The 1,287-nt window shown below is 74.0% G+C and carries 2 protein-coding genes; one reads left to right on the forward strand and one right to left on the reverse strand.

All coding sequences use genetic code 11. From position 1 onward, the window contains the following. Nucleotides 1-160 (reverse strand): winged helix-turn-helix transcriptional regulator (locus DW299_RS19455; RefSeq protein WP_446724779.1); only part of this gene is annotated, 160 nt, incomplete at its 3' end. Between the two features lie 97 nt (nucleotides 161-257). Between DW299_RS19455 and DW299_RS02335 the strand changes: the two genes are divergently transcribed. Next, nucleotides 258-1,103, forward strand: a complete 846-nt coding sequence (locus DW299_RS02335) for an SDR family oxidoreductase (protein ID WP_136035498.1) — start codon at nucleotides 258-260, stop codon at nucleotides 1,101-1,103. Nucleotides 1,104-1,287 lie beyond the last annotated feature (184 nt).

The following is a 1,287-nucleotide window of genomic DNA, read 5'->3' on the forward strand; positions in this document are numbered from 1 at the left end:
CCCGCCGCAGCTCGCCCCAGCGCCGCGTGCCGTCCGACAGGCACGACAGCACCAGCACGCCCCACTTGCTCATGATGTGGTCCAGCACCACGCGCGTGCCGCAGCCCTGGTCGAACACCGTGGGCGAAGACTCCCGGATTTCCGCAAAACTCACCGACATGTAGGTACCTTACGTCAAAGTGGGTACCGGTCGGATGGAATGCGCGGGTGCCTCGCGCCGGTTGGGGCAGGTGTTCACCAACGGAAGGACCGCCCTCATGACCATCCTCGCCACCGGAGCCACCGGACACCTCGGCCGCCTCATCATCGCCGCCCTCCTCGCCCGCGGCGCCGACCCCCAGTCGATCGTCGCCGGAGCGCGCGACGTGGCCAGGGCGGCCGACCTCGGCGTGCGCGTCGTGCCCCTCGACTACGACGACCCGGCCTCCGTCGCCGCGGCCCTCGACGGCATCGACACGGTCGTGCTCGTGTCCGGCTCCGAGGTCGGCCGCCGCGTCGAGCAGCACCGGGCGGTGATCGACGCGGCCGCAGCCGCCGGCGTCTCGAAGCTCGTGTACACCAGCGCCCCGAAGGCCACCACGAGCGACCTGGTGCTCGCGCCGGAGCACAAGGCCACGGAGGAGCTGATCGCGGCCTCCGGCGTCCCGGCCGTGATCCTGCGCAACAACTGGTACACGGAGAACTACGCCGCCGACCTCGCGCGCGCAGCCGAGACGGGCGTGCTCGCCTCCGGCACCGGCGAGGGTCGCGTCGCCTCGGCCAGCCGCGCCGACTACGCCGAGGCCGCCGCCGTGGTCGCGCTCGACGACGGTCACACGGGCGCCGTGTACGAGCTCGGCGGCGACGTCGCGTGGGACTACACGGAGCTGGCCGCCGCGATCGCCGAGGTCACCGGACGCGAGGTGACCTTCGTGTCGCTCACGGCGGACCAGCAGCTCGCGGCGCTGCGCGAGGCCGGGCTCGACGAGGGCACCGCGGGCTTCGTCGTCGCCCTCGACGCCGGCATCCGCGGGGGCGCACTGGCCGAGACCGACGGCACGCTCGCGCGGCTGATCGGCCGTCCGACCACGCCGCTCGTCGAGGGACTGCGCGCGATCGCGTGAGCCGGCCGGAGCCCCGCCGACCGCACGGTCAGCGGGGCTCCACCTCGACGGGCTCCCCCGCGGCACGGGCGACCTGCACGTAGGCCACCACGAGCGTGATGCTCTCGCGCTGGTACCCCTGCTCCGCGAGCACGGCCTCCACCGCGGCCCGCGCCTCCCGGAGGACCTCTCGGGACGCCGCGGT

The organism is Microbacterium sp. K35, assembly GCF_004794375.1.
GTDB classification, from domain to species: Bacteria; Actinomycetota; Actinomycetes; order Actinomycetales; family Microbacteriaceae; genus Microbacterium; species Microbacterium sufflavum.

What these genes read in the sequence shown, in the direction of transcription:
- DW299_RS02335 (WP_136035498.1), top strand. Translation starts at nt 258, where the DNA reads ATGACCATCCTCGCCACCGGAGCCACCGGACACCTCGGCCGCCTCATC.